Here is a 24,135-nt window from a genome sequence, read left to right as displayed (position 1 = left end):
CGCCGTTGTTGGGTCCCAGTGCGTTGAAATCCAGTGGCTCACGGTGTTCTCGGCACATGCCGTCTCCACGATTCCGAGTTTGGCGGCAACCTTCTTGGAACCCCGGCTGCTTGGATAAATTGTGCACACCGCCCCGGGACATGCCCTGCCATGGTCCGCACGACCGGACATGTCCCTCGTTGCCCCGGGCCGGCCCGGGACATGCCCCTCGTTGGTCGTGGCCGTTGGACATGGTGGCATTATGTCCAGTCCTCGCTGCCGGGGCTGGGCATGTCCCCCGTTGCGGCGTACCGGCACGGGACATGCCCTTCGTTGGTCGTGGCCGTTGGACAGAGTGGCATTATGTCCAGTCCTCGCTGCCGGAGCTGGACATGTCCCCCGTTGCCGCGTGCAGGCCCGGGACATGCCCTGCCATGGTCCGCGCGCCTGGACATGTCCCCCGTTGCGGCGTACCGGCCCGGGACATGCCCCTCGTTGGTCGTGGCCGTTGGACATAGTGGCATTATGTCCAGTCCTCGCTGCCGGGGCTGGGCATGTCCCGCGGACAAGCCAGAGGAGGAAGCCGGGATGAACGGGCAAGGCCGGGGCAAGGCCGGCAGGGTGGGGCCGGACCCCGTGCTGAAAGCGGGGGGGTCCGGCCCGGCGATCAGGCGGACTAGGCTGCTGCCACCGCCGCGCGGCTGCGCACGAACGCCTGGACGCAGGCCTCGACGTCGTCGGCGCTGTGTGCGGCCGAAAGCTGGACGCGGATCCGGGCGGCGCCCTTGGGCACCACCGGGTAGCTGAACGCCGTGACGAAGACGCCGTTGTGGAGCATGGCATCGGCCACCTTGGCGGCCATGACGGCGTCGCCGAACATAACCGGGACAATGGCGTGCTCGCCGGGGAGCAGGTCGAAGCCTTCCTCGCTCATGCGGTTCCGGAAGAGCTCCGCGTTGGCGAAGAGCTTGCCGCGCAGTTCGCCGGAGTTTTCCACGAGGTCCAGGGCCTTGAGCGTGGCCGCGACGATCGCCGGGGCCAGCGAGTTGGAGAACAGGTAGGGGCGGGCCTTCTGGCGGAGCATCGCCACCACCTCACCGCGGCCCGAGACATAGCCGCCGGAGGCGCCGCCGAGGGCCTTGCCGAACGTGCCGGTGTAGATGTCCACGCGGTCCGAGACGCCGGCGTGTTCCGGCGTGCCGGCACCGGTGGCTCCCATGAAGCCCACCGCGTGTGAATCGTCCACCATGACCAGGGCGTCGTACTTGTCGGCGAGGTCGCAGATCGCTTCGAGCGGGGCCAGGAAGCCGTCCATCGAGAAGACGCCGTCCGTGACGATGATCTTGCGGCGGGCCGGGTTCTCCTGCGTGGTGGCCTCGATCAGCTTCGATTCGAGGTCCGCCATGTCCTGGTTGGCGTAGCGGAAGCGCTGGGCCTTGCAGAGCCGGATGCCGTCAATGATGGACGCGTGGTTCAGGGCGTCCGAGATGACGGCGTCTTCCGGGCCGAAGAGGGACTCGAACACGCCGCCGTTGGCGTCGAAGCAGCTGGAGAACAGGATGGTGTCCTCGGTGCCGAGGAACGCCGAGACACGTTTTTCCAGTGCCAGGTGCAGGTCCTGGGTGCCGCAGATGAAGCGCACGCTGGCCATGCCGAAGCCGCGCTCGTCCATTGCGGTCTTCGCCGCGGCGATGATGTCCGGGTGGTCGGCGAGGCCCAGGTAGTTGTTGGCGCAGAAGTTCAGCACGTCGGCGCCGGTCTCGCCGATCTGCCCGGCCTTGATGCGGTTGGCCTGCGGCGAGTCGATGTGCCGCTCGGTCTTGAACAGACCGGCGCTGCGGATCTCATCGAGTTCGTGCTGCAGCTGGTCCTTGATGGCTGAATACATGGGTTGGCTCCTCGGCTGGTTGGATGCGGGGGCGGAATGCTGTGCGTGGAAGGCGCTGTCTGGCAGGGGCCCGGAAGCGCGCGGTCAGGAAAGGGGCCTAGAAAACGGTCCAGTCGAGGACCACCTTGCCGCCGACGCCGGCGCGGGCCACCTCGAAACCCTTTTCCCAGTCGGTGGCCGGCAGCGTGTCCGTGACCACGGCCGAGATGTTTGCGTGCAGGGCAGGGTTGGAGGAGAGCATGGCGCTCATCGCGTACCAGGTCTCGAACATTTCGCGGCCGTAGATGCCCTTCATGGTCAGCATGTGCGTGACCACCTTGCCCCAGTTGATGTCGATGGACTGGCTGGGCAGTCCCAGCATCGCGATCCGGCCGCCGTGGTTCATGTTGTCGATCATCTCAGGCAGCGCGGTGGGGTGTCCCGACATTTCCATGCCGATGTCGAAGCCTTCGCGCATGCCGAGTTCGCGCTGGGCGTCCTTGACCCGCATTTTCGAGACATCGATCGCGAGGTCGACGCCGAGCCTGCGGGCCAGTTCCAGCCGGGGCGCGGAGACGTCGGTGATCGCGATCTTGCGGGCGCCCGCGTGCCGGGCGACGGCGATCGCCATCAGGCCGATGGGTCCGGCGCCGGTGATCAGCACGTCCTCGCCGACCAGCGGGAAGCTCAGGGCGGTGTGGACGGCGTTGCCGAAGGGGTCGAAGATGGCGCCGAGTTCCGGGGTGACCGAGGGGTCCTGGTGGACCCAGACGTTGGTCTCGGGGATCACCACGTACTCGGCGAAGGCGCCGTCGCGCTGGACGCCGACGCTGACGGTGTTGATGCACATCTGCCGGCGGCCGGCGCGGCAGTTGCGGCAGATTCCGCAGACAATGTGGCCTTCGCCGGAGACCCGGTCCCCCACCTTGACGTCCAGGACGTCCTCGCCGGTCTCCACGACCTCGCCGTAGAACTCGTGGCCGGCGATCAGGGGGGCGTTGATGATGCCCTGCGCCCAGGCGTCCCAGGCCTGGATGTGCAGGTCCGTGCCGCAGATGCCGGTGGTCATGACGCGGATCTTGACGTCGCCGGGGCCGGTCTTCGGCTCGGGACGGTCGACGAGCTCGAATCCTGCGTGGGCGCCGGCTTTGTAGAGAGCCTTCATGGGCCTTCCTAACTGTGCTTTTGGGGTCCTGCTCCGCGCGTTCTGTTCCGCGTGTTCTGTTCCGCATGCGGGGCGGGCGTGTGGGTCAACTCACCCCATTAGACCCACCAGAAAGCATTAGCACAACCGAATTCTTCTCAATCGACGAATTAGCAATTGCTGTTGCATAGAATGGCTGTCATGGAAATCCACCAGCTGGAGATGTTGCGCGAACTCGGAGCACTGGGCAGCGTCAAGGCCGTCGCCGAAACCCTCCTGGTGACGCCGTCGGCCGTGTCCCAGCAGCTGGCCGCACTGCAGAAGACCGTGGAGGTGCCGCTGACCCGCAAGGAGGGCCGGAACCTGGTGCTCACGGAGGCCGGGCAGGTGTTGGCGGACGCCGGGGCCGCGGTGGTCAGCGCGATGGCGGATGCGAAGATGGCGATCGGCGCCTACCATGGCTCGACGGTGGCGCCGGTGACGCTCAGCGGTTTCCACAGCGCCGGGCAGGCATTGTTCGCGCCGCTGGCCCGGCTGCTGGACGGCCCGGGCCAGCCGCGGATTCTGCTCTCCGACGAGGACGTCGCGCAACAGGATTTTCCCGCCCTGACGGCGCGCTATGACCTGGTCCTGGCGCACCGGATGGACCACAGCCCGCGCTGGCCCGAGGAACGCGTCGCGGTGATCCCGCTCGCGCATGAGCCGCTGGACGTGGCACTGCCGGCCGGGCACCGGCTGGCCGGCCAGCGCGCGGTGACGGCGGACGACGTCGTGGGCGAACCGTGGGTGACGAGCCGCGCCGGCTACTCCCCCGCCGACGTGCTTTCCGCCGTCGCGGCGGTCTCCAGCCGTGAGCTGAACATCGTGCACCGCATCAACGACTACTCGACCGTGGCGGCGCTCGTGGCGGCCGGCGGCGTGATCGGCCTGCTGCCGCGGCACACCGCGCGGCCTGTGTTGAACCCGGACATTGTGCTGCGGCCGCTGGAGGGCATCAGCACCCGGCGCCGGATCGATGTCCTGGCCAGGCCGGAGAACCTTAAACGCACATCGGTCATGATGGTCTGCGAAGCTCTGCAGACCATCATGACCGATTTAGTGGGCGGCTAGGGGCTAGCCCTCGACGCCGAGGCGCTGGAGGATCAGCTCGCGGACGCGGCCGGCGTCGGCCTGCCCGCGGGTGGCCTTCATGACGCCGCCGACGATCGCGCCGATCGCCTGGAGCTTGCCGCCGCGGATCTTGTCCGCGACGCCGGGCTGCGCGGCGAGGGCCGCGTCGATCGCTTCGAGCAGCGGGCCGTCGTCGGAGACCACGGCGAGGCCGCGCTTCTCGACGATTTCCGCCGGGGTGCCTTCGCCGGCGAGCACGCCGTCCAGGACCTCGGAGGCCATCTTGTTGTTGATCTTGCCGTCCTCAACCATCTTGTTCAGTTCCACGATGGTGGCCGGGTTGACGCCCAGCTGGCCGGGATCGACGTCGGCGTTCTTGGCGCGGCCGACGATCTCGCCCATCCACCATTTGCGGGCCACGGTGGCGGTGGCGCCGGCGGCGATGGTTTCCTCGATCTCGTCCATGACGCCGGCGTTGACGACGTCGCGGAACTCCAGGTCCGAGTAGCCCCAGTCGGCCTGCAGCCGCTTGCGGCGCGCGGCCGGCGGCTCGGGCAGCGTGGCCCGGAGCTCCTCGACCCATTCGCGGGACGCGGTGATCGGGACCAGGTCAGGTTCCGGGAAGTAGCGGTAGTCGTCGGCGTCGGACTTGGCCCGGCCCGACGTCGTGGTCCGCGTGTCCTCGTGCCAGTGGCGGGTTTCCTGGATGACCGGCTCGCCGGAGTCCAGCACGGCGGCGTGCCGCTGGATCTCGTAGCGGACCGCGTGTTCGACGGCGCGCAGCGAGTTGACGTTCTTGGTCTCCGAGCGGATGCCGAAACGTTCGCGGCCGTGCGGGCGCAGCGAGACGTTGGCGTCGCAGCGGACGTTGCCGCGCTCCATCTTCGCGTCCGAGACCCCGAGGTTCTTGACGATCTCGCGGACGGCAGCCACATAGGCCTTGGCGAGTTCGGGGGCGCGGCTGCCGGCGCCCTCGATCGGCTTGGTGACGATCTCGACCAGCGGCACGCCGGAACGGTTGTAGTCCACCAGGGAGTAGTCCGCGCCCTGGATGCGGCCGGTGGCGCCGCCCATGTGGGTCAGCTTGCCGGCGTCCTCCTCCATGTGCGCGCGTTCAATCTCGACCCGGAACACGGTGCCGTCGGAGAGCTCGATGTCAAGGTAGCCGTCGTAAGCGATGGGCTCGTCGTACTGGGAGGTCTGGAAGTTCTTCGGGGTGTCCGGGTAGAAGTAGTTCTTCCGGGCGAAGCGGCAGGTCTCGGCGATCTTGCAGTTCAGCGCCAGGCCGATCTTGATCGAGGACTCGATCGCGGTCTTGTTCACCACCGGCAGCACGCCGGGCATGCCGAGGTCCACCTCGTTGACGTTGGTGTTCGGCTCATCGCCGAAGACGTTCGGCGCGGAGGAGAACATCTTGGTCTTGGTGTTGAGCTCCACGTGGACCTCGAACCCCAGGACGGGATCGTACTTGTCCATCGCCTCTTCGAAGCTGAGGGTTGCGTCAGTCATTAGTGTGAGCCTCCGTGGCTTGAGGCGGCGGCAGCCGCAGAAGTAGCAGTGAGCGAGGGGGCCTTTTCCAGCAGCGGGCCGCCCCACTGCGCCTCGAGCAGGGATTCCAGGACCGCGCCGACGCGGTACAGGCGGGCATCCTGGCGGGCCGGGGCCAGGAGCTGGATGCCCACGGGCAGTCCGTCCTCGTCGGCCAGGCCGCCGGGCAGGGACAGGCCGGGGACGCCTGCCATGTTCGCCGGGATGGTGGCGACGTCGTTGAGGTACATCGCCAGCGGGTCGTTGAGCTTCTCGCCGAGCTTGAACGCCGTGGTCGGCGCCGTCGGGGAAATCAGCACGTCGGCCTTTTCGAAGGCGGCGTCGAAGTCGCGCTGGATCAGGGTGCGCACCTTCTGGGCCGAGCCGTAGTAGGCGTCGTAGTAGCCGGCGCTCAGGGCGTAGGTGCCCAGGATGATGCGGCGCTTGACCTCGTCGCCGAAGCCGGCGGCGCGGGTGGCGCCCATGACCCGCTCGATGGTCATGGGACCGTCCTTGGGCAGGACCCGCAGGCCGTAGCGGACGCCGTCGAACTTGGCCAGGTTGGAGGACGCCTCGGACGGCATGATCAGGTAGTAGGCGCCCAGGGCGTACTTGAAGTTGGGGCAGGAGACCTCGACGATCTCGGCGCCCGCGCCCTTGAGCAGCTCGAGGGATTCGTTGAAGCGGTTCTCGACGCCGGCCTGGTAGCCCTCGCCGTGGAGCTCCTTGATGATGCCGATCTTCATGCCCTCGACGTTGCCGGTCCTGGCCGCGGCCACGAGGTCCTCGAGCGGGTCCGGCAGCGAGGTGGAGTCGCGCGGATCGTGCCCGCCAATCACCTGGTGCAGCAGGGCCGAGTCGAGAACCGTGCGCGAGACCGGGCCGATCTGGTCCAGCGAGGAGGCCATGGCGATGGCGCCGTAGCGGGAGACGCCGCCGTAGGTGGGCTTGACGCCGACCGTGCCGGTGACGGCGCCGGGCTGGCGGATGGACCCGCCGGTGTCGGTGCCGAGGGCCAGCGGGGCTTCGAAGGCCGCGACGGCGGCAGCGGAGCCGCCGCCGGAGCCGCCGGGGATGCGGTCAAGGTCCCAGGGGTTGTGCGTGGGACCGTAGGCGGAGTGTTCGGTGGAGGAACCCATCGCGAATTCGTCGAGGTTGGTCTTGCCCAGGATCGGCATCTTGGCGGCGCGCAGGCGCTCGACGACGGTGGCGTCGTAGGGGCTGTGCCAGCCTTCGAGGATCTTCGAGCCGGCCGTGGTGGGCTGGCCGATCGTGACGATGAGGTCCTTGACGGCGATCGGGACGCCCGCTAGGACGTGGAGCTCTTCGGCGGCGGCACCGCCGGCGGCGCGGATCGCATCCACTTCGGCGGCGACGGCGAGCGCCTCGTCGGCGTTGACGTGGAGGAAGGCGTGGACCTTGCCGTCGACGGCGGCGATGCGGTCCAGGTAGGCCTGGGTGACCTCGACGGCGGTGATCTCGCGGGCGGCCAGCTTCTCGGCGAGCGCGGCGGCGGAGAGGCGGATCAGTTCGTTGTTCTCAGTCATGGTCTTAGTCCTCATCCAGGATTGCCGGGACCTTGAAACGGCCTTCGTACGCGTCGGGGGCACCGGAGAGGGATTGCTCGGCCGTAAACGTGTGGCCCACGACGTCCTCGCGGAACACATTGGTCAGCGGAATTGGGTGGGACGTGGCCGGGACGTCATCACCGGCGGCTTCACTGACGGACTTCACTGAATCCACGATGACGGCGAGTTCGCCGGCCATCCTGTCCAGCTCTTCAGCACTCATCTCGATGTGCGCGAGTTGCGCGAGATGCGCGACGTCGTCGCGGTTGATCGCAGCCATGGATCTCCCCTGCAAGGTATGGATTATTTTCCGTCCCAGTCTACGTGGGTTGGACGGTGGTTACTGTCCGCCGCCTGGAACGACGACCACAAACAACGCGGGGTCACTTACGGTCCATCCGGAGGTCCCGAATGGGCCGTAAGTGACCCCGCGTTGGTTGGTGTTGTTGGGAGTGGTTAGCCGATGCCGATGGCTCCGGTGAGCACTCCGACGCCGAGCATCACCAGGGAGATCACGGCCGTGCGCCACAGGACCTTCTTGTGGTGGTCGCCCAGGTCCACCTTCGCGAGGGAGACCAGGAGCAGGATGGCCGGCACCAGGGGGCTCTGGAGGTGGAAGGGCTGGCCGGTGATGGAAGCGCGGGCCATGTCGGCGGCGCTGACGCCGTAGTGGGCCGCCGTTTCGCTCAGGACCGGCAGGACGCCGAAGTAGAAGGCGTCGTTGCTCATGAAGAACGTCATCGGGATGCTCAGGACGCCGGTGATCACGGCCATCAGCGGACCCATGTCCGACGGGATGATCTGGACCAGCCATTCCGACATGGCCTTGACCATGCCCGTGCCGTTGAGGACGCCGGTCAGGACCGAGGCGGCCATGACCATGCTGACGACGGCGACGATCGAGGGAGCGTGCGCGATCAGCTGGGCGCTCTGGTCCTTGACCTTGGGGAAGTTGACCAGCAGGGCGATGGCGGAGCCGACCATGAAGACGAACGGGAGCGGAATGACGTTGGCGACGAGCGTCGCCATGACCGCGACCGTGAGGCCGAGGTTGAACCAGAACAGCTTGGGACGGAGGGTCTTGCGGTTGGGGTCCAGGGCGGTGTCGGCCATGGCGGAGTCGCGGTCGTCAACGAGGGAATCGGCGCGCTCCAGCACTGCAACGGACGATCCTTCCGGGGAGAGCCCGGCGGGCGAGGCTCCGGGGCCCTTGCGGCCGCGGGGGATGCCGGTACCGCCGGCCGCGGTGCCGCCTGCTGCGCCGTCTGCGTCGCCGTCGAAGGCTGCGGCTGTATCCGGGACGCCCCAGATCTCGGGGGCGACGGCGCGGAGGCGGTTGCGTTCCTGCAGGCCGAGCAGCCAGGAGAAGACCAGCACGACGATGAGCCCGGCGATGAGGGACGGGACCATGGGCACGAAGACATCATTGACGTCGAGCTTCAGCGCGGAGGCGGCGCGGGCGGTCGGGCCGCCCCAGGGCAGGATGTTCATGGTGCCGTTGGCCAGGCCGGCCACGCAGGTCAGGACCACGGGGCTCATCTTCAGCCGCAGGTAGACCGGCAGCATCGCCGCGGTGGTGAGGATGAAGGTGGTGGAGCCGTCACCGTCGAGGGAGACCGCTGCCGCGAGGATGGCCGTGCCCAGGACCACCTTGGCGGGGTCGTTGCCGAGCTTTCGCAGGATGAACCGGACCAGGGGGTCAAAGAGCCCGACGTCGATCATCAGCCCGAAGTAGATGATCGCGAACATCAGCAGTGCGGCGGTGGAGGTCATGGATTTCATGGAGTCCATGACCATCGGGCCGATCCCGAGGCCCGCGCCGGCGAAAAGCCCGAAGACTGTGGGAACAATGATGAGCGCCAGCACCGGCGTCAACTTCTTCGTCATGATCAGCACCATGAATACCGCGATCATGGCGAATCCTAGTAATACCAGCACGGCCGGCTCCTTCTTCGTTGAATGACACCACTCCGGTGTGATGCGCACTACAGACGTTAGAGTGGCGCCCGTCACGACTGGGTCTTTGGCTCAATTGATTGGCATACTGCTTATTGGATGCATTTTGCGCATTTTGCTCACGTCCGTACCAACCCCAGGCAGGAGCCCGATGAAGCGCCGCACAGCTCTGCCGGCCCTGCGCTTTTCGACCCAGACACTGCTGCTGCAGCTCGGCGTCGTGGCGCTGGTGGTGCTGCTGAGCAGCGCCGTCCACGCCTGGCTGAGCTATGACCGGCTGGGCCGCGAGGCGGAGAACCAGGCGCTGACCCTGGCCCGGACGGTGGCCTCGGACCCCTCCGTGCGGGCTCAGGTCCAGTCCATCAGCGCCCTTCCCGCCGCTCCCCCGGCCGCCGAGCTGTTGGCCGGTCCGTTGATGGCTGCCGCGGAGGGTGCCCGCACCCGCACCGGGGCCCTGTTCGTGGTCATTACGGACGAGACCGGCATCCGGCTGGCGCACCCCGACGCGGAGCGGCTGGGCGAAAAGGTCAGTACCGACCCCTCGGACGCCCTCGCGGGCCGGGAGGTCACCACGCGGAACACGGGCACGCTGGGCCCGTCCGCCGGCGCCAAGGTCCCGGTGTACGCCCCGGAATCGACGGCGGTGGTGGGCGAGGTGAGCGTGGGCTACTCCACCGAGACGATCAGCCAAAGCCTGGCCCGGGACATCATCCCCATCGCCGTCACGGCCGCCGGCGCGCTGCTGGCCGGCGTGCTCGCCTCCTTCCTGCTGCGGCGTCGGCTCCAGCGGCTGACCCTCGGGCTGGAACCCGAGGAGATCAGCACCCTGGTGCACGACCAGGTGGCCGTGTTGCAGGGCGTCGACGACGGCGTGATCGGCGTTTCGGCCGACGGCAGGGTCAGCGTTTTCAACGCCGCCGCCCAGCGGCTGCTCGGTGTCCCGGACCTCGCGGGCACGGCCTGGGCCGCCGCACCGGTCCCGGAGCAGCTCAAGGCCCTGACCCGGGCCGATGCGGCCGAGGGCGAGGCGGTGGAACTCGTGGCCGGCGGCCAGGTGCTGGTGGTGAGCGCCCGCAAGGCCCTGCACGGCCGCGAGGACCTGGGCTGGGTGGTAATGCTGCGGGACCGGACCGAGCTGCAGCAGCTGACCCGCCAGCTCGACGCCGTCGGCACCATGTCCGCGGCTTTGCGGGCGCAACGCCACGAGTTTGCCAACCAGCTGCACACGATCGCCGGGTTCATGAGCATCGGCCAGCCCCAGCAGGCCCAGGACTATCTCGCCAAACTGGCCGGCACCGGGCCGCTGGCATTCCCGGTGGACCAGGCCGAGCTGCTCCAGGACCCCTACCTGCAGGCCTTCCTCGGTGCCAAGGGCGTCGAGGCGGACGAGCGCGGCGTGAGCCTCCGCCTCGGGCCGGAATCCGTGGTCCGCGGCCACGTCACCGAACCCCAGGACGTCACCACAGTCCTGGGGAACCTGATCGACAACGCCGTGAACGCCGCCGTCGCCGGTTCCGCGGCCGAGCGCTGGGTGGAAGTCGAAGTGCTGGACGAACCGGGCATCAACGGAGGCGCCGGCACACTCCACATTGTGGTGGCCGATTCCGGCGACGGCCTGGGCGGCGGAATGACAGCCGCCGAGACCGAGGGGGTCTTCGCGGAGGGCTACACGACCTCGGTCCGGCCCGCGCGCCCTGGCGGAGGGCAGGGCCTGGGGCTGGCGCTGTCCCGGCAGCTCGCGCGCCGCCGCGGCGGAGACGTGCGGGTGCTCGAAGCCGGCTCCCCCGGCGGCCCGGGCGCCGTTTTCGTGGCCACGCTGCCGGGAACCACCGAACCGGGGCCAACGCTGCCGGGAAATACCGAATCTGGAATCACTGAAGCAAACCGGGAGGACAACGATGTCTGAAGATTTCAGGGTGCTGATTGTCGACGATGATTTCCACGTCGCCAAGCTGCATGCCGCCTATGTGGATTCGGTGGCCGGCTTCCTGGCGCTGCCGCCGGCCGGCTCGGCGTCCCAGGCGCTGCAGGCCATCCACAGCCTCCGCCCGGACCTGGTGCTGCTGGACGTCTACCTGCCGGACGCTTCGGGCCTGGACCTGCTGCACCAGCTGGACGTCGACACCGTGATCCTCAGCGCCGCCTCGGACACGGCCTCGCTGCGCCTCGCGTTCCGCCGCGGGGCACTGGGCTACCTGCTCAAGCCCTTCACGGCCGAATCCCTTTCGCAGCAGCTGCGCTCCTATGCACGCTACCGCCGGATCCTGGCCCAGCCGGGCTCCGTCAGCCAGGAGACGGTGGAGCGCGCCAAGCGCGCCCTGATCCCGGGCGACGTCGTCGCCTCGGCACGTCCCCGCTCCGCCACCGAGGCCGCGGTGCTGGAATCCCTGGTGCCCGGCGAGCAGTATTCAGCCGCCGACGTCGCCGCCCGGGTCGGCGTGTCCCGGGCCACCGCCCAGCGGTATCTGTCAGCGCTGGCGGACGACGGCGCCGTCGACATCCAGCTGCGCTACGGCACCACCGGGCGGCCCGAGCACCGTTACGGAATCCCCGCCCCGGCCGGCCACTAGGCGCCGTCGGGCTCCTTCTGTGCCGCCGCCTGCTCCGCCTGCACGGCCCTGTGGATGTTGCCGTGGATCATGTCCGCCCCGATGCGCTCGATCACGCCGTCCCGCTCCAGGACCGCCCGGACCGCGGGCTTCAGCCGGGTCAGGCGCAGGTTGACCCCGGCCTCCCGGGCGAGGATGACGATGTCCGCCACCTTTGCCGCCCCCTGCGAGTCGACGAAGTTGATCCCGCCGCAGTCGAGCACGATCCCGGTGAGCCCCGGCGTCGACTGGATGACGTCGCGCAGGCGGTCCTCCAGTGCATCGGCCGTGGCGAAGAACAGGCCGCCGTCGAACCGGATCACGGCAATGCCGGGAACGGTCTCGTCGCCGGGATGCTCACCGGCGTCGCGGAAGACCTGGGTCCCGGGCTCGCGGCCCAGGTCGGGCATCTCCGGATGGGTCGCCACCCGGACGAGCCAGATGAGCGAGAGCCCGATCCCAATGACGACGCCCGCCAGCACGCCGAAGATGAGGGTGCCGATGATCGCCGCGACCGCAATCCAGAAGTCGAACTTCTGCACGCGGGCCAGCCGCCGCAGCTCGGGCACGTTCATCATGCCCATGACGACGGCCTCGATGATCAGCGCCGCCAGCACGGGCTTGGGCAGGATCGAGAACAGCGGCGCCAGGAAGAGCAGCGTGAGCAGCACGGTGATGCCCGAGGTGAGGGAGGCCAGTCCGGTCTTCGCCCCCGAGTGGTCGTTCAGCGAGCTCGCGGACAGGCTCGTCGAGACGGGCATCCCCTTGAAGAGACCCGAGGCAATGTTGGCCATTGACTGGGCAATGGATTCCTGGTTGATGTCGATCTGGTAGCGGTGTTTGGCAGCGAACGCCCTGGCATCCCCGGCGGTCTGGGAGAAACCGATCAGGACCAGCGCCACCGCCGCGAGCGCCACGGTGCCGACGTGGTCCCACATCAGCTGGCCGTCCGGGACCTGCAGCGAGGGCAGCCCGCTGGGGACGTCGCCCACCAGGGCCACGCCCTTGGCCCCGAGACCGAAGAGCGCCTCCGCCGCCAGTCCGCCCACCACCAGGACCAGGGCGCCGGGGACTTGGGGAGCGATGGCTTTCAGCCCGAAGACGACAGCCAGCGCGATGACCCCCACCACCACGGTGGTCGGCTGCGCCTCGCCCAGGGTGCCCAGCCAGGACCACAGCTCCTGGAGCGGGTTGGAGCCGGTGACCTCGGTCCCGGTGAGTTTGGGGAGCTCCCCGATCACGACGTCGATCGCCGCGCCGAAAAGGAAGCCGGTGACCACGGCCTTCGAGAGGAACTGCGCGATCCAGCCCATCTTGAAGACGGCAAGAATCAGGAACAGGATCCCGGAGGCGAGGGTGATTCCGGCAACGAACGAGGCGATATCCTGCTCGCCGGTGATGCCTGCCGCGAGCACGGCGCTCGCGGCCACCGCCGCCAGGCCCGAGCTCGGGCCCATCGAGATCTGCCGGCACGTGCCGAAGATCGCGTACACGATGGCGCCGGCGGCCGCGGCATACAGCCCGTTCTGCAGCGGAATCCCGGCGATGCCTGCGTACCCGAGGTTCTTCGGAACGATCAGGGCCGCGACGGTGACCCCGGCAATCAGATCGCCGCGCAGCCACGAGCGGTCATAGGAGCGGAACTGGCCGATGAGGGGGATCCTGGCGGGCCCCTGCCCGGGTGCCTTGGTCATGCGCTCTTCTTACTCCAAGTCCGGCGGTTCCGCCAGAGTCCCCCCGGCCCCCGCAACGCCCCGGGCAAGCGTCGCTTTGGCCCTAGGCGGCGCTCTTTTGGGCGACGAGTTCGATCTCGACGAGCATCTTGGGATCCAGGAACGGCAGCACGTGAACGAGGGAGAGCGTGGGGCGGATGTCGCCGAAGACCTCGCCGTGGGCCCGGCCGGCCTCTTCCCACTGGCTGATGTCCGTCAGGTACAGCTTGGACTGCACCACGTCCTCGAAGCCGAAGCCGGCGTCGGCCAGCACGGCGCCGAGCTTCTGCAGGATGTAGCTGGTCTGGGTATAGAAGTCTTCGCCCACGATTCCGTCCTCGCCGCTGGCGGCGGTCGCGGAGATGTAGAGGGTGTTGTCCACCTGGACAGCCCGGGAATAGCCGAGGGTCTGTTCCCAGGTGGAGCCGGTACCGAAGGTCTTGCGCATGGTGGGCCTTTCGCAGTTGCCGCAGGGATCGGCACAACTGTAGGGCGCAGGACGGCCGGGCCGCCAAACCGGGTTGCTTTGTGTCGGCGGACCTGCGCGGGGCCTCCGCCCGGGCTAGAGTTCCTGGCGGTAAACGAGCAGTTTGATGTCTGTGCCCGGCACGAGCCAGTCGCGCTCCGGCGCCCGGAGGAAGCCCGTCTTCTGGTAGAGGCCGTGGGCGCTTTCCCAGCTCTCGCCCGTGGTGAGGGCCACGGCGTGGATGCCGGGCAGGGCCCTGGCGTGCTCCATGATGGCCTGGACCATGGCCTTGCCGGCACCGCTGCGCTGCACGGAGGGGTCCACCACGAGCATCCTGAACTCGAGCTCGTCGCTGAAGGCGATGTCCGCGTAGGGCTCGCCGGCGACCGCCAGCGTCACGGAGCCGAGGACCCGGCCCTCACGCTCGGCGACCCAAACCGTCGCGGCAGCCGCGCGCTGCCCGACGTTCTGGATCTGCTGCATGTAGGGGTGGTCGGCGCTCTCAAAGTAGCCCGCCGCCAGGTAGGCGTCCCGGGTGATGCGCGCTATGGCGTCGAAGTCGGCCGGAACGGCGGGGCGAATGAGGATCTGCGAAGGCACCTGTCAATGGTACGGGCGCCCGGCCGGGGCCGTGCCCGGAAAGGCCGTTTCCGTGACTGAACTATCACTCAGGCGCATCTGACAGGCGTAGAGCCTGCCCGGCGAGACGACGTTAGAGCGGGAACTTGCCGGAGAGTTCCAGCGGCCCGGCGCACGTCCATGCTGCGAGGCGCTCGTCGTCGGAGGGGCCGCCGGCCAGGGGGCTGGTGAGCCGCGGCCGGCGCACCCAACAGCCTGCCTCCTCGGCGATCAGGGCCCCGGCGGCGAAGTCGTGTTCGTTGAGCCCGCGCTCACCGTAGGCGTCGTGCGTGCCGTCCGCCACGAGGCACAGGTCCAGTGCCGCGGACCCGAGCCGGCGCATGTCGGCGAAGCCGTCCATCAGGTTGCCGAGGCCTGCGGCCTGTTCCGCCCGCACGCCGGGATCGTAGCTGAAGCCCGTGGCCAGGATCTGGCCGGTCTGTCCGGGGACCGGGCCGAACAGGGCGGTCACGTGGCCCTGCTCCTGGAGCCAGGCGCCCTCGCCGCGGGACGCGTAGTAGGTGCGTCCCAGCGCCGGTGCGCTGACGACGCCGGCCAGCCAGACGCCGTCGGCGTCGGCCACCGCCACGGAGGTGGCGTAGTAGACGATGTTGCGGATGAAATTGGTGGTGCCATCGAGCGGGTCGATGGACCAGCGGTAGCCGCTGGGCTCCGCCGGCAGGACGGTGCCGCCCTCCTCCCCGGTGATGATGTCCCACGGCCGGGCGGCGGTGATGACGTCCCGGACGGCGGCTTCGGCGGCGAGGTCGAAGGCGGTCACCCAGTCTCCTGAGTCGCCCTTGTTGCTGACGTCCAGGGCCGCGGTCTTCCGGGTGGCCAGGACGGCGGCGCCCGCCGCGGCGGCCGACTTGGCCAGTTCGAGCAGCTCCGGAATGCCAGGTGCGGGAGGACCCGCGGAGTGGGAACTCATTCGGCCGCCGCAACCTCGACGACGGGGACCCCGCCGTCGTCGGCCGGGTCCGGGACGCCGTCCGCGCCGGTGCCGGCCGGCCCGTTCGCCAGCAGGGCACGGAAGCCGTCCTCATCCAGGACCGGGACGCCGAGCTGTTCGGCCTTGTCCAGTTTGGTGCCGGCGTTCTCGCCCGCCACCACGTAGCTGGTGTTCTTCGACACCGATCCGGCCGCCTTGCCGCCGCGGATCAGGATGGCTTCCTTGGCCTCATCGCGGCTGAAGCCCTCGAGGCTCCCGGTCACCACCACGGTCAGCCCCTCCAGCGTCCTGGGCGTCGACTCGTCGCGTTCGTCCGCCATCCGGACGCCGGCGTCCGCCCAGCGGTCCACGATGTCGCGGTGCCAGTCCTCGGCGAACCATTCAGTCAGCGCCTGGGCGATGACCGGGCCCACGCCGTCCACGTGGGCGAGCTCCTCCTCGGAGGCCTGCCGGATGGCGTCCATGCTGCCGAACGCGGTGGCGAGGGCGCGCGAGGCCCGCGGGCCGACGTGCCGGATGGACAAGGCCACCAGGATCCGCCACAGCGGCTGGGATTTCGCTTTTTCCAGCTCCCGGAAGAGCTTGTCCGTCGTGGCCGTGGGCTTGGACGGGGTCTTGGTGGTGGCCTTGGTGAAGAAGTAGGGCACCAGCTCGAATTCCCCTGTGCCGGCGCCCTTGGAGCGCTTCTCCCGGCGGACACGGACGTCCGCGAGCTGCTCCGGAGTGAGGTCGAACAATGTCGCCTCGGTGGTCAGCGGCGGCTCCGCGGGCTCGGCCGGCTGGGTCAGTGCGATGGCGGCTTCCCAACCGAGGGCCTCGATGTCGAAGGCGCCGCGGCCGGCAAGGTGGAAGACGCGTTCGCGCAGCTGCGCCGGGCAGGACCGGGAGTTGGGGCAGCGGATGTCCACGTCCCCTTCCTTCCCGGGGGCCAACGGCGTGCCGCACGAGGGGCATTCGGTGGGCATGATGAAGTCGCGGACGGGAGGGTCCTGCTGGTCCCGCAGCGCCAGCACCGGGCCCACAATTTCCGGTATCACGTCTCCGGCCTTGCGCAGCACCACAATGTCGCCGATCTTCACGCCCTTGGCCTTGACCACTTCCTGGTTGTGCAGGGTGGCCATTTCCACGGTGGAGCCGGCAACCTTGACCGGTTCCATCACGCCGTACGGGGTGACCCGGCCGGTGCGGCCGACGTTGACGGCGATGTCGAGCAGCTTGGTATGGACCTCTTCGGGCGGGTACTTGTAGGCCACTGCCCAGCGCGGCACCCGGGTGGTGTAGCCCAGGGCCCGCTGGGTGGCGAAGTCGTCCACCTTGATCACAATGCCGTCGATCTCGTGGGTGAGGCTGTGCCGCTTGTCGCCGTAGCGCTTGATGAATTCGAGCACGTCGGAAAGCCCGGCCAGGACCTCGAAATACGGGCTCGTCGGCAGTCCCCACTCGGCCAGCTTGCGGTAGGTCTCGGACTGGCTGGCGGTGTCGAGACCCTCGCGGGCGCCGATGCCGTGGACGTACATCCGCAGCGGCCGCTTGGCGGTTTCCGCGGGGTCCTTCTGCCGCAGCGAACCCGCGGCGGCGTTGCGCGGGTTGGCCAGCGGCGCCTTGCCGGCCTCGATCAGGGCTTCGTTGAATTCCGCGAAGGCCTGCGACGGGATGAAGACTTCGCCGCGGACTTCCACCTCCGCCGGGAAGCCGGTGCCGCTGAGCTGCTGCGGGATTTCCTCGATGGTCAGGACGTTGTGCGTGATGTCCTCGCCGGTGGTGCCGTCCCCGCGGGTTGCGGCCCGGACCAGGGCGCCGTCGCGGTAGAGCAGGTTGACGGCCAGGCCGTCGATCTTCAGTTCGGTGAGCCACGACGGCGGGTTCCCGCCGTTGCCGAGCTTGGCGACGCCCGCCTCGGCCTTGACCATCCAGGCCTCCAGCTCCTCGAGCGAGAAGACATCCTCCAGGCTGTACATGCGCTGCAAATGCTGCACGGCGGCAAACGCCGCTGACACCTCGCCGCCGACTTCCTGTGTGGGCGAATCGTTGGCCACCAGTTCCGGATGCATGGCTTCGAGCGTTTCCAGCCGACGGTAGAGCTCGTCGAACTCGGCGTCGGAGATGATCGGCGCGTCCTGCTGGTAGTACGCAAAGCGGTGCTTGCGGACCTGCTCCACGAGGTCCTCGTACTCCGCACGGATGTCCCCGGACGGGACCTGCTCCCCCGCGGGGCCTTGAGGGTCCGTGACGTGCCCGGGGGCTGCTTCGGCTGCTTCTTCAGTCCCTGCTGCGGTCTCTGCTGCGGTCTTCCCTGTGCTCACAGACCTATCCTGCCCTAGATCCCCGACATTGTCCGGTCCAGGGTCCGGTCTGGGGTCCGGTCCGGCCACAGATCGAACAGGTGATCACCTCGCCCGGCCCGGGGACGAATTCTGCGCCGGTGGAGAGCCGTGCTAGCCGCTGTTGACGACGGCCAGATCGGCGGCCGGGCGGTCGCGCACGCCCAGTTTCGTGAGCGCGAGTGGGCCAAGGACGGTTCCGCTGAGGATGATGCCCGCGAAGATCAGGCATGAGAGCTGCCACGATCCACCGTCGTACAGCAGACCCGCCAGCAGCGACCCGGCTGCTGCCCCGAGCATCTCGGAGTTGGTCAGCAGGCTCATGCCGCGGCCCACGCGGTGCCGGTTGACCTCAGCTACGACTGCCCGCTGGATCGGCAGCAAGATCGCCCATGAGGCACTCGTGAGTACCCAGAGCGCGGCGATCACGAGCGGGCTGGGCGTGAACGCGAGGCCGGCCGCAGTCAGTGCCGACGCGACGGACGCGAGGACGTATCCCGTACGCCGGCCCCGCCGTTCAACGAACCGGTGCAGCGCTCGTGGCATAACCGTAAGCACGATGCCGCCCGGCAGGTAGATGAGTGCAATCTGGTAGACCTCCAGCTCAAGCGCCTTCTGCAGGTGAAGCAGCAGGAGCAGCGACACACCGGCCTCGGCGACTGCGGTCATCAGCGCGATCAGCAGCAGCGGGGCGAGGCGCCTGCCTTCGCCCCGGAACCCGTCCAACGGCTCCTCCTGCGGTGGCGCCAGGAACTTTGGCACGCGGAGCAGCAGGACCGCGGCGATAATACAGGCAACGGCGAGGGTCCCGAAGACCCCGCTGAAGCCGGTCAGAGGCAGCAGGACCATCGCTGGAATCCAGAAGAACCACGATCCGAGTGCTTCGGAGGACAGCAGCCCGGCCAGCGAGCCGGAGTCGCGATCGAGGAACTCGGCCGCGATTGCCCGGACCGCAATCCAAAAGAACGCGCCGCCGATACCGCCAACAATTGCAGCGGCGAAGGCGAGCGGCAGCGACGTCGCGACGGCGTAGCCGACGCAACTCACCGCGTAGAGCACGGCTCCGGCCGCAGCCGCTGTCGTTCGCACCCGGGTGTCCACCAGCCAGCCGGAAATCGGACGTGCGATCACCGAGACGACGAGCTCGACGGCGACGAGGGCTCCGATCGCGCTTGGCCCGATGCCGAGTTCAATGCCGCCCCAGAGCGGGATCAGGAAGTCCATTATTTCCGCGGACCCTCCAATCAGGGTTGCGGCAGTGCCCGCTGCTTTCCTTCGATCCGGCTTAGTCCCCATGCCCGCGATCCTAAGGGACGAACCGCGAATTCGGTCTGACGCTGACCGCGAGGTCAGGCTGGCTCGTCCACGATTGCAGTCCGGGCGTCGACCACGATCGCCGTGATGTTGTCCCGGCCGCCGCTGCGCAAGGCCGCCTGGATCAGTTCGTCCACGGCCGCCTGGGGGTCGGCCTCGGCCGCGAGGATGCCGGCGATCTTCTCATCGCTGAGTTCGCCGTTGAGGCCGTCGGAGCAGACCAGCATCCGGTCGCCGTCTTCAAGGGGAACCAGCCAGAAGTCGGCCTCGGAGTCATCCCCGGTTCCCAGCGCCCGTGTCACCACGTGCCTGCGGGGGTACACGGCGGCCTCGGCCTCGGTGATCTGGCCGGTGTCGAGGAGTTCCTGGACTTCGGAATGGTCCACGCTGATCTGTGCGAGCTGGCCGTGGCTGTACCGGTACGTGCGGGAGTCTCCGATGTTGAGGACAAGCCAGTACGGAACGTCCTGTTGTTCCACCACCACGACGCCGGACAGGGTGGTTCCGGCACGCGATCCGGTGGCGTGACGGATGCCCGCATCGGCCATGAGCAGGTACTCCTGCAGGATGTCCGCCGTCGCATCCCGGCTGCCGGTCTTGGACTGTGGCAGCTCGGCCAGGGTGCGCACGCAGATGCCGCTGGCAACTTCGCCGGCCTCGTGCCCGCCCATGCCATCCGCCACGGCGAAGACGGGGTCAGCGGCAATGAAGGAGTCCTCGTTCGCCTCGCGGCGCAGTCCCCGGTCCGTGCCGTACCCGCAGCGCAGTAGCGGTCCCTGTTTTCCGTCCGAGGGCGGGATGGGGGCGTCTGGCGATGGGTTCATGGCGGTCCTCAATACAGTGGTGCGCGGCTTCACTGGTGCGCGGGGGTTGACGGCGTTCACAACCCGGCCGGATCGCAACTGCCGGTCCGACTATTGCATACGCGCCGCTCAGCTGAGAAGCCCGCCACGGCCTGCCGCCGGGCTGATCCGGCGTTCAGTCCAGGATCAGGCCCCGGCCGCTGCCGGGCTGCAGCTGCACCGGGTGGATTTCACCGAACCCGCGGACGTCCTCGGCCGGCCGGGGCACCAGGACGAAGCGTTCGTCCTGCTCCAGCGCGGCCGCGGTCATCGAATCCACCAGCACGGTTCCAGGGTCCGCGAGAGCCGTCAGGCGGGCGGCGAGGTTGACGGTGGGTCCGTAGATGTCGCCGAGGCGGGAGAGGATGCGGCCCCAGACCATGGCCACGCGGGCCTGGGGCAGGATCTCGTCGTCGGTGAAGGCGCGGGACAGGGCCAGGGAAATCTCGGCGCCGGCCGCCGGAGTCTCGGCAATGTACAGGACCTCGTCGCCGACGGTCTTGACCAGCCGGCCGCCGCCGACCGAGATGATTTCGGCGCACTTGTTCTCGAAGCGCTGCACCAGCTGGGCGAGCGTCTTCTCGTTCATCCGGCGGGACAGGCTGGTGTAGGAGACAAGGTCGGCGAAGCCGACCGCCCGGGCCAACGGCAGGGGCGCATCGTCTTCGTCGCCTTCACGGCCCTCTTCGCTGGACTGCAGCCCGGCTTCGGCCCGGACGGCCAGGCGCTGCACACCGGCGTTGAGCTGGCGGCGCCAGGAGTAGGCGAGCATCTCCTCGAGGGGGTCGATCAGGTTCGGCAACTCGCTGACGAGCCGCTTGCGGGCGACGGCGTCAGTGACGCCATGTTCCTGGACCATGTCCTCCACGAGGGCCTCGATCTGCCACACCACCATCCGGTCGGTCATCTGGCCGATGGCCCGGGTGATGGAGATTGCGGCTTCCTCGGTGAGCTTGCCGTCGCGCACCAGGTCCACGATGGTGGACAGGGCGGCCTGGTCACGCTCGGTGAAGGCGACATCTTCATCCCCGAGGTTGGGAAAACCCAGGGCGCGCCAAAGTTTCCGGGCAGAGAGCAGCGAGAGCCCCGCACCGGCGGCGACTTCACGACGCCGAAGCTTGCGTTCTCCGCCCAGCAGCCGCGCTTCCAGGGCCTTGGCGGCGAGCCGTTCAGCGGACATCGTGCCGGTGGGCGGGGCCACGGGTTCAGGTTCGGCGGGTTCGTCGGGCTCGACTTCGTCGGGCTCGACTTCGTCGGGTTCGGCGGCGGGTTCGATGAGCGCGCCGGCTTCGGCGCCGAAGGCGGTCCCGGCGTCGCTGTCGGCGGCAGCCGAACCGGCGGCGTCCTCGGGCTCCCGGGGCAAATCCGGGGCAGCGAGATCGATGTCCTGGTGGACGTTCTCAGCGTTCATCTCTTCCACCTTCTCTCGTCTCCCACGGCCAGGCCTCGCCCGGGTTGTAGGTCATGCCATCGGCGCCGGACACCTCGCCCTGCGGGAGGTCGTCGATGGCGTCCAGCAGGAAATTACGGAATGTCGCGACCTCCGGGACATCGGGGACCACCGTTCCAAGGGGGTACCCGGTCTCCAAGGATATATTCCCGGAGTGCAATAGGCGCTGCAACAAGGATTGCTCAATGGCCACATGCCGGACGGCGGCGAGGGGTATCTGTTCATCGCGCCGCCGTAACATGCCGTATCGGGCAACTATGCGCTGGCTGGTGAGGATGTAGCGGGTGGCGTGCCACGCAATGACCCGCGGGAGGCAATAGCCCAGCAGCACCCACGCCGCCAACGCCAGGCACACGGCGAGGAGCCAGGGCGTCCACTCTTTCGGGACGAGGGGGACGAGCCGCGCCGGACCGCCCTTGACAACCCAGGCGCAGGCGTACGCGGCCAAGGCCGGAACAACAATGAACATCAGCGCCGGGACAATGAGCATCCTGGGCTGGGGCCGGGTCACCACAATCACTTGCTCTCCCGGCAGGAGCACTCTACGCATAGCCGCTTTCTGCTCCGCCGCTGCCGGCGCCTTGGCCGCCGGTCCCGGCCGGGTTCCACGGCCTCAGGTGCACGACGTCGCCGGCGGTCACCACATGTTCATGGCCCGCGGCATCGACCACCAGGAGTGAGCCGTATTCGTCCAGGCGCGTGGCGTGGCCAATGATCTCGTGGTCGCCCGGGAGTTGGGCCCGGACCTGCTTGCCGAGGGTTGAGAGGAGGTGCTCCACGCGTTTGTGCAGCGACGGGCCACCGGCCATGCCGGCGGTGGGGTCGCCGTCGGCGTTGCAGAAACTCCGGTACAGGGTGGCGAAGCGGGACAGGTAGCTCTTCAGGAGCTCCGTCCGGTCCACTGTGTCGGGATTCTCCAGCAGCACGGAGGTGGCGGTGGGAACCGGGAGTTCGGGCTCCGTCAGCGTGACGTTCAGGCCGGTGCCGAGGATGACCGGCGGCGCGCCGCCGGCGCCGAGCGGGCCGAGCTGGGCCAGGATGCCGGCGATTTTCCGGCCCCGGACCAGGACGTCGTTGGGCCATTTGAGTTCCGCCGGAAGGCCTGCCGTTTCCGTCAGGGCCTCACGCAGGGCGAGGGCGGCCAGGAGGGAGAGCCAGGAGTACCTGTGGGTCGGCAGCGGCCGGCCGGCCGCGTTGACTGGCAGGAGCACCAGGGAGACGGAGACCGAACTGCGGGCCGGCGCCTCCCACCGGCGGTCGAGCCGGCCGCGCGCGTCGCTCTGGTACTCGGCGGTCAGCACTGACAGGTCCGGCCACGCGCCGGGATCCTCGGTCACCCCGCGGAGGAGATCAGCGTTGGTGGAGCCGGTGGACTCAAGCACCGTCAGGCGCGGAATTCCGTTCGCGGACAGGAACGCCTCATCGCTGAGGGCACTCAGGTCCAGGGGCGGACGGTCCGGGGTTTCCTGCGCGGTTTCCATCCTTGAATCCTACCGAGGAAAGCGCACCGGGGCCGCGGCCGTCTGCCTCACATGCCTCCGCCGAAACTCCCCACTTTTGGCCGGGGTGTCCGGCGTGTCGGCCGGACACACCGCTGATTCCGGCGCCCGGACGCCAAATGAGGGGAAATTCCGCGGGGCAGACGGCCGCAAAACACCCAGCAAGTTCAGAGGAAGATGTCCGGGACCAGCAGGGCCTCCGGCGCGCCGAGGCTGTACGGGCTGAAGTCCGTCACCCCTGCCGCCGCGAGAACCTGTTCATCGGTGTAGAAGTTACCGCTCCGGCTGCCGTGGGCGGGGACCGCGTTGCCGCCGGTCAGCACGGCGTGGGCGGCGTCGGCCATGATTTCGGGGCTGCGGGCGCCCTTGACGATCATGTCGCCGCCGGGCATGTTGCGGATCGCCGCGGTGTCGATCAAGGTGCACGGCCAGAGCGAGTTCACACTGACGCCGTCGGCCTTGAGCTCCTCGGCCAGCCCCAGCGTGGTCAGGCTCATGCCGTACTTGGCCATGGTGTAGGCCAGGTGCAGGCCGGCCCACTTCGGATCCAGGTTCAGGGGCGGGGAGAGCGTGAGGATGTGCCCGGCCCCGGAGGCGCGCAGGGCCGGCAGCGCCATCTTCGAGAGCAGGAACGTCCCGCGGACGTTGATGTCCTGCATGAGGTCGTAGCGCTTCATGTCCATGTCGTCGGTGGTGGAGAGGTCGATCGCCGAAGCATTGTTGATGACGACGTCGATCCCGCCAAAGTGGTCCACAGCGGCGCCGACAGCCCCGGCGACGTCGGCGTCGTTGCGCACGTCGCCGACCAGCGGCAAGGCCTGGCCGCCGGCGGCCTCGATCTGTTCGGCGGCGGTATACACGGTGCCCTCCAGCCTGGCGTGGGGCTGGCCGGTCTTGGCCATCAGGACGATGTTGGCGCCGTCCCGGGCTGCGCGGAGCGCGATGGCCAGGCCGATGCCGCGGCTGCCCCCGGAGATGAGGACAGTGCGGCCCTGGAGGGAACCGGCGGCCTGGTACGGCCCTGTGGCGGTGCCCGAAGCATCGTTGCTTGAAGTCATGCCCACACTCTAGCCGACCAATGTTACTGGCGGGTAACAAAGTGGTGAGGGAGTTTCGCGGCGGGAAAATTGTAGGTTCCCTACAGCGGCACCGGCCAATACCGTCACTAGACTTGCCAGCAGAGCCCTGCTTTTGTGGATTCCAGCCAAAGGACCCCACGCGA

At 68.6% G+C, this 24,135-nt stretch carries 20 protein-coding genes; 3 read left to right on the top strand and 17 right to left on the bottom strand.

Annotated features, from left to right (window positions below; translation table 11 throughout):
- Window positions 1-655: 655 nt before the first annotated feature.
- Window positions 656-1,867, bottom strand: coding sequence for a glycine C-acetyltransferase (locus AC1DDH_RS14515; protein WP_476932206.1), 1,212 nt, complete (start codon window positions 1,865-1,867; stop codon window positions 656-658).
- Between the two features lie 97 nt (window positions 1,868-1,964).
- The gene (gene tdh / locus AC1DDH_RS14510) at window positions 1,965-3,011 is read right to left on the bottom strand and encodes an L-threonine 3-dehydrogenase (RefSeq protein WP_476871583.1); all 1,047 of its coding nucleotides are present in this window, start codon (window positions 3,009-3,011) and stop codon (window positions 1,965-1,967) included.
- Between the two features lie 180 nt (window positions 3,012-3,191).
- Here tdh and AC1DDH_RS14505 point away from each other — a divergent pair, with 180 nt between their 5' ends.
- Window positions 3,192-4,100 carry a LysR family transcriptional regulator gene (locus tag AC1DDH_RS14505; protein WP_476955707.1) on the top strand — a complete coding sequence of 303 codons (909 nt, stop codon included), beginning with the start codon at window positions 3,192-3,194 and terminating at the stop codon, window positions 4,098-4,100.
- A 3-nt stretch (window positions 4,101-4,103) separates the two neighbouring features.
- Here the strand turns inward: AC1DDH_RS14505 and gatB are convergent, their stop codons facing one another.
- From gatB to AC1DDH_RS14485, 4 genes are all read right to left on the bottom strand, one after another.
- The gene (gene gatB, locus AC1DDH_RS14500) at window positions 4,104-5,609 is read right to left on the bottom strand and encodes an Asp-tRNA(Asn)/Glu-tRNA(Gln) amidotransferase subunit GatB (protein ID WP_476955706.1); all 1,506 of its coding nucleotides are present in this window, start codon (window positions 5,607-5,609) and stop codon (window positions 4,104-4,106) included.
- The gene (gatA, locus tag AC1DDH_RS14495; protein WP_476887196.1) at window positions 5,609-7,174 is read right to left on the bottom strand and encodes an Asp-tRNA(Asn)/Glu-tRNA(Gln) amidotransferase subunit GatA; all 1,566 of its coding nucleotides are present in this window, start codon (window positions 7,172-7,174) and stop codon (window positions 5,609-5,611) included. The genes gatB and gatA overlap by 1 nt, the downstream gene beginning before the upstream one ends.
- Window positions 7,175-7,178: 4 nt before the next feature.
- Complete coding sequence (gatC, locus tag AC1DDH_RS14490) at window positions 7,179-7,475, bottom strand: Asp-tRNA(Asn)/Glu-tRNA(Gln) amidotransferase subunit GatC (RefSeq protein WP_026537696.1); 297 nt, start codon at window positions 7,473-7,475, stop codon at window positions 7,179-7,181.
- Between the two features lie 176 nt (window positions 7,476-7,651).
- Window positions 7,652-9,133: a CitMHS family transporter gene (locus AC1DDH_RS14485; protein ID WP_476955705.1), complete on the bottom strand. Its 1,482-nt coding sequence runs from the start codon at window positions 9,131-9,133 to the stop codon at window positions 7,652-7,654.
- Between the two features lie 169 nt (window positions 9,134-9,302).
- Between AC1DDH_RS14485 and AC1DDH_RS14480 the strand changes: the two genes are divergently transcribed.
- Both AC1DDH_RS14480 and AC1DDH_RS14475 read left to right on the top strand, forming a co-directional pair.
- Entirely contained in the window at window positions 9,303-11,057 is a 1,755-nt protein-coding gene (locus tag AC1DDH_RS14480) for a sensor histidine kinase (RefSeq protein WP_476955704.1), read from the top strand.
- Window positions 11,050-11,721 carry a response regulator gene (locus AC1DDH_RS14475; protein ID WP_223914086.1) on the top strand — a complete coding sequence of 224 codons (672 nt, stop codon included), beginning with the start codon at window positions 11,050-11,052 and terminating at the stop codon, window positions 11,719-11,721. The genes AC1DDH_RS14480 and AC1DDH_RS14475 overlap by 8 nt, the downstream gene beginning before the upstream one ends.
- On the opposite strand, the gene AC1DDH_RS14470 is transcribed toward AC1DDH_RS14475, so the two are convergent.
- From AC1DDH_RS14470 to AC1DDH_RS14420, 11 genes are all read right to left on the bottom strand, one after another.
- Window positions 11,718-13,433 (bottom strand): SulP family inorganic anion transporter, encoded by a 1,716-nt coding sequence (locus AC1DDH_RS14470; RefSeq protein ID WP_476872744.1) that lies wholly within the window; start codon window positions 13,431-13,433, stop codon window positions 11,718-11,720. The two genes, AC1DDH_RS14475 and AC1DDH_RS14470, sit on opposite strands and share 4 nt — an antisense overlap.
- A gap of 82 nt (window positions 13,434-13,515) precedes the next feature.
- Window positions 13,516-13,899 carry a RidA family protein gene (locus tag AC1DDH_RS14465; protein ID WP_476849359.1) on the bottom strand — a complete coding sequence of 128 codons (384 nt, stop codon included), beginning with the start codon at window positions 13,897-13,899 and terminating at the stop codon, window positions 13,516-13,518.
- 114 nt (window positions 13,900-14,013) lie between these two features.
- A complete protein-coding gene (locus AC1DDH_RS14460; protein WP_476955703.1) occupies window positions 14,014-14,517 on the bottom strand; it encodes a GNAT family N-acetyltransferase in 504 nt (167 codons plus the stop codon).
- A 112-nt stretch (window positions 14,518-14,629) separates the two neighbouring features.
- Window positions 14,630-15,466 (bottom strand): inositol monophosphatase family protein, encoded by an 837-nt coding sequence (locus AC1DDH_RS14455; protein WP_476955702.1) that lies wholly within the window; start codon window positions 15,464-15,466, stop codon window positions 14,630-14,632.
- A complete protein-coding gene (gene ligA / locus AC1DDH_RS14450; protein ID WP_476955701.1) occupies window positions 15,463-17,790 on the bottom strand; it encodes an NAD-dependent DNA ligase LigA in 2,328 nt (775 codons plus the stop codon). Before ligA ends, AC1DDH_RS14455 begins: the two co-directional genes overlap by 4 nt.
- 132 nt (window positions 17,791-17,922) lie before the next feature.
- Entirely contained in the window at window positions 17,923-19,104 is a 1,182-nt protein-coding gene (locus tag AC1DDH_RS14445; RefSeq protein ID WP_476887191.1) for an MFS transporter, read from the bottom strand.
- Between the two features lie 53 nt (window positions 19,105-19,157).
- On the bottom strand, window positions 19,158-19,946 hold the full coding sequence (locus AC1DDH_RS14440; RefSeq protein ID WP_476955700.1) for a PP2C family protein-serine/threonine phosphatase: 789 nt from the start codon (window positions 19,944-19,946) through the stop codon (window positions 19,158-19,160).
- Window positions 19,947-20,100: 154 nt separating this feature from the next.
- Window positions 20,101-21,375: an adenylate/guanylate cyclase domain-containing protein gene (locus AC1DDH_RS14435; protein ID WP_476887189.1), complete on the bottom strand. Its 1,275-nt coding sequence runs from the start codon at window positions 21,373-21,375 to the stop codon at window positions 20,101-20,103.
- Window positions 21,365-21,964, bottom strand: a complete 600-nt coding sequence (locus AC1DDH_RS14430) for a PH domain-containing protein (protein WP_476887188.1) — start codon at window positions 21,962-21,964, stop codon at window positions 21,365-21,367. The genes AC1DDH_RS14435 and AC1DDH_RS14430 overlap by 11 nt, the downstream gene beginning before the upstream one ends.
- Window positions 21,957-22,895 (bottom strand): biotin--[acetyl-CoA-carboxylase] ligase, encoded by a 939-nt coding sequence (locus AC1DDH_RS14425; protein ID WP_476955699.1) that lies wholly within the window; start codon window positions 22,893-22,895, stop codon window positions 21,957-21,959. The genes AC1DDH_RS14430 and AC1DDH_RS14425 overlap by 8 nt, the downstream gene beginning before the upstream one ends.
- Before the next feature lie 185 nt (window positions 22,896-23,080).
- A complete protein-coding gene (locus AC1DDH_RS14420) occupies window positions 23,081-23,971 on the bottom strand; it encodes an SDR family oxidoreductase (protein WP_476955698.1) in 891 nt (296 codons plus the stop codon).
- Between the last annotated feature and the right edge of the window lie 164 nt (window positions 23,972-24,135).

The sequence above is a fragment of the Arthrobacter sp. 10T425 genome (genome assembly GCF_056393985.1).
This window is presented reverse-complemented; position numbering and strand designations above follow the sequence as displayed.